We start from the raw sequence: 4219 nt of genomic DNA, 5'->3' as shown, positions 1-4219 counted from the left end.
AGGTGGAAGGTCTGCGTATTAGATTCATGCGTATTCGAGTCGGCAGGCAGGGGCCGTCCCTGGCCGTTGTTCCGAGCGGGTTCTCCCGCAGGGGGAGGCCGGATCACAACGTGCGGCCGGTACGGTTTGCGTGCCGGGTTGGCGGTATCGCGTTAGGGGATCCTCAATCGGAACCAGTCCGCAGATTGCTCAGCCGACCCGCGACCCAGGGCGAGGAGCAAGGAGGGGGCCGGAGCCCCCTCCTTGCTGGTTAGCAGCCGCAGCCGCAGAGTTCTGGCGGGCACATCGGGTCTTCGCAGCAGTCGTGCATCTCAGTTCACCTCCTTCTTTGTTTCAAGCCAAGTTCCTGGGGTCGGGGGTGGGCAATTCTCGGCAGGCAAGGCTGTGAGCATGGTCGTCATCTCGGTTCGCAGAGTTTTCAGACGTTTAATTTCTGCATCGAGTTCGGTCAACCGGCGGGTGAGTAGGTCTCCTGCCGGTTCACACGGACAGGCTCCTGTGTCTCTGACGGAGAGGAGGTCACGGATGTCGTCGAGCTTGAGGCCTAGCCGCTGTGCCCCCTGGATGAAGCGCAGACGATCCACCGCTTGCGTGCTGTAGATCCGATAGCCCGACGGGGTGCGGGCTGGGGGCGGTAGTAAGTCAACTCTCTCGTAGTAGCGGATCGTGTCCGGGCTGAGGCCGACGACGTTGGCGAGCTCTCCGATCCGCATGTAGCTCGTCATTGCCTGGCTTGTCATGACCTCACGGTAGACCTTGGAGTGCACTTCAAGGTCAAGCGCCGGGATCAGGAGTCTTCCCGTCAGCCTCAGCTAGTGCTCCCTGTGGTTTGGTACCACCCAGCTCGTCGGCCGGATTTTGCTCGTCGACGGCGACTCCAGCGTTCGTCCGGACCCCATTCGGGAAACAGCGGAAACGCGTAACGTTGCCTGTTTTCGGATGCTGTGGACCCGAGTGTCTCCACGGCGGACGATTGCGCGACGCTACGGGGTATCCGTTGGGCGGGGGAGGGATCGGCCGACGTAGCGGGCCCAGGGTTCGGCTGTTTTGCTGGCGTGGCGGAAGGCGACTTGGTGGCTGTAGCCGAGGGCGTCGGCCACGAGTGAGGGCGGGCATTCGACGACGAGCTCGGCCAGGGCTCGGTTGCGTGCTTCGCGCAGGTTGATGCCCAGGCCGCGGAGTCGGTTTGCGACGGTGGTGGGGTGGAGGTGTCGTCCGGCGAGCGTGCCGGGCAGTAGCCAGGGGTTGTCACCGCCGGCGCCGGTGCGCAGGTTCGGGCGAGTGGCCAGGTGGGTGCGCAGGAGGCCGGCGAAGGGTTCGGGCACGTCGGTGGGGCGTAGGCCGAGTGCGATGGTCATCCCGTCTGCCTGGTCGGTGACGTCGGAGACTTGCAGGGTGACGATTCTGGTGATCGGACGGGCGTAGAGGAGCAGGAGTGTGCCGGCGACGCGGTAGGGCAGTGTCTCGCTGTTGCCGGTGAGGAGTTCGTGGATCCACGCGATCCGCTGGTCTTGAGTCAACGACGGGCTGCTGCGGGCGGCACGGTGCCCAACGGTGACGGTGGTGTTGAGGCGGGTGCGTGCGGCGACGACGAAGAAGGTCCGGATCAGTTGTCGGGTACTGGGTCCGGTGGCGAGCCACTCGTCGATGTCGGGCTGGGTGCAGGTTGCGGCAGTGCGCCCATAGGTGGTGTGCAGCCAGCTCAGGAACTTGATGGTCTCGGTGATCTCTTGCTTCGCCGAATGGATCGGTGCCCGGGTGGGCGTCCCGTCGGCGGCTTTGGCTCGGATGCGGCGCAGGTGATGCCAGGTCGCGAAGTGATGGACGGGCTGGCGGACCTCGTCGGGCAGGCCGTCGAGCTTCGTGGCGATCCACTGTTCGAACCGCGGCAAGTAGGGATCCCGTGTGGGTAGGAGGTCGTGGTGCTGTAGCAGTGCACGAACGTGTTCGGCCGGTTTGCCGCCGACGGCGTCGAATCCGTCGTGGGTGCAGGGGATTGAGCCGTCGCCGAGTCCGGTGAGCAGGGTTTTCACTTTGGGTGAGCGTTTCCAGGTGATGATCGATTCGGGTCGGTCGGCGGCGCACAGGGCGTCGACGAGACCGGCCAGTGTGGGATCGCTGGGGGCACTGCCGAGCAGGGCGTGAAGGTCCTCGCGCAGGACGCAGCGGACACAGAGGTTGCCGCGGTGATGGCCTGCTTCGGCGCCGCAGCGCTGGCAGTGGAAGTCGACGTCGATGCCGGCGCAGGTGCCGCAGACCGGTTCGCCGTCGGCGCCTGGAGGGCCGGGCAGGAGCCGGTCCTGTCGGCAGTTCGGGCAGGTGCCGTGGGTGTGGATCGCGGTGTTGTAGCAGGTGAAGCACAGTCGCCCCTCTGGCCAACGCGCTGCCAGGCGGGGGATGTTGCGGCCACACCGGGCACAGGGGTCATCTCGGGTACTGGTGGCGCGTGGTCGGCCGCGGCGGGTGGAACGAGGCGACAGGCCGTCAGGGGTCGGGTTCATTGGTCGTCCTCCTCGCGGGCGGGGCTATTCGTCGAGGATGTTGGCGCGGCGTGGGCGGACGGACCGGTCGAGGTCGACGACATTCGCTGCCGGGGTGGTGCCGGTTTTGCGGGCGCGTGCATCAGCAGCGGTGACGGTGAGCAGGTCGTCGGGTCCGCAGTCGAAGATGTCGCACAGGGCGGCTACGACCTGCAGGGAGATGCGTTCGGGGCGCTGGGTAACCAGTCGGTAGACCTGCGGCCGGGACAGGGTGATGTCGCGTTCGGCCAGGTGCGGGATCAGTTCGGTGGTGTTGTGCATGCCGCGTGCGGCCATGAGCTCGGCCAGACGCCAGCGGTAGTCGACGGTGCGCTTCATGATGGTCCGCTCCGATCGTCGGGTGACAGTGCTTGATTCATCGTGCGGTCGAGCGCGGCGCGGAGGGTGGAGCGCCGGAACTCATCGGAGGTGAACTGGTAGATCCCGGTGGTCGAGGCGTACTCGTGGCCCATCTGGTCCTGGACGAACCGGGGATCCCATCCCGCTTCCAGCAGGTGAGTGGCGTACGAGCGACGGAAGGAATGGATATCGAGACCATCGGAGAATCCGAGTTCGTCGCAGTACCGGCGTAGCCGACGCAGCAAGGTCGATTCCACGACGAGTCCGCCACGTTCACTACAGAACAGCTCGAGGCCGTCGGGGGCGCCGCGGCCATTGGCCAGCCAGTCTTCGAGGATGCTTGGAGTCCAGCGCCATACGGTCAACACGCTGCGGGGCCGAAAGGGAGAGGCGCGTCGGGATTTTCCGTAGCGGACCTTGCAGAGGCCGAAGGCCCCGAATTCGCGGGCGTGGGGATTGCGGGCGAAGTCGACGGTTTGCAGGTGGCGCAACTCGTTGAATCGCAGACCGTAGCCGTAGGCGATCTTCATCATGACCGCGTCCCGGTAGGCGGGCTGCCAGCCTTTCCGCCCGGAGGCGCCAGCGCGTGCGACTTCGTTGTCGGCGTGCTCAAACAGTGCATCGAGTTCCTCGCGAGTGTAGGGCCGCTTTGTGGCCCGCCCGTCGTAGGCCTGCACGTGTGGTGCGGTGTTCCAGTCGAAGAACACCTGCGCCGGATGGGTGCCGAAGTGCTGCTCGCACACCCGATCCCAGCCGTAATCCGGATTGGCGATGTAGCTGGTGAACGCCCGCAGTGCGCAGTGGTAGCCGCGAAGAGTGGAGTGGGCGACGTGTTTGACCGTACGGAGATCGGCGGAGAATTCCTCGACCATCGCCGGGGTCCAGTGCCACGGCTCCGCATTGACGTGGTCGACGAACCGCTGCACCAGGCGCAGTCGCTGTTCGATCGTGTTGAACTGCAGATTTCGGGATAGCTGCTGGTTGCGCCAGCCCTCCAGCATCAGCCGGAGCACCTGCTCGGCGGGCCGAAGCACCGGCAGCGACGGCGCCATATGGACCCGTCCGGAGCCATCCAGTCGCATCGCTAAACCCCAAACCACGACGTCTCATCTGATGAATCAATGATACAACCGATGAGCCTTCACGGGAACCCCTGCAGGTCAACGACGTGCCAAAGATCGTCTTTCGGCCTCATTGAGGCCCAGTGCCCGGGCCGGAAAGCAGTGGTGGCAGCGCCCGAGAGTGGGTGACTTCGCAGTTCGGGGCAGGGATCGGTGCCGGACGCGAAGGAGGAGCTGGAAATGCGAGGGGCGATTCATCTGATGCAATACGCAGATTTT

Annotated in this window: 4 protein-coding genes; all 4 read right to left on the bottom strand. The window is 65.3% G+C overall.

What is annotated here, in order from left to right; genetic code table 11:
- Window positions 1-311: 311 nt before the first annotated feature.
- Window positions 312-740 (bottom strand): heavy metal-responsive transcriptional regulator, encoded by a 429-nt coding sequence (locus H483_RS38540; protein ID WP_198150781.1) that lies wholly within the window; start codon window positions 738-740, stop codon window positions 312-314.
- A 243-nt stretch (window positions 741-983) separates the two neighbouring features.
- Window positions 984-2501, bottom strand: coding sequence for a hypothetical protein (locus H483_RS27080; RefSeq protein WP_017836430.1), 1518 nt, complete (start codon window positions 2499-2501; stop codon window positions 984-986).
- Window positions 2502-2525: 24 nt separating this feature from the next.
- Entirely contained in the window at window positions 2526-2858 is a 333-nt protein-coding gene (locus H483_RS27075) for a helix-turn-helix transcriptional regulator (RefSeq protein ID WP_017836429.1), read from the bottom strand.
- Entirely contained in the window at window positions 2855-3961 is a 1107-nt protein-coding gene (locus H483_RS27070; protein WP_031264746.1) for a tyrosine-type recombinase/integrase, read from the bottom strand. The genes H483_RS27075 and H483_RS27070 overlap by 4 nt, the downstream gene beginning before the upstream one ends.
- Window positions 3962-4219: the final 258 nt, after the last annotated feature.

It is taken from the genome of Dietzia sp. UCD-THP (assembly GCF_000349585.1).
Classification (GTDB): domain Bacteria; phylum Actinomycetota; class Actinomycetes; order Mycobacteriales; family Mycobacteriaceae; genus Dietzia; species Dietzia natronolimnaea_A.
Note: the sequence above shows the minus strand (reverse complement) of the source record. Positions and strands in the feature narration are given on the sequence as shown.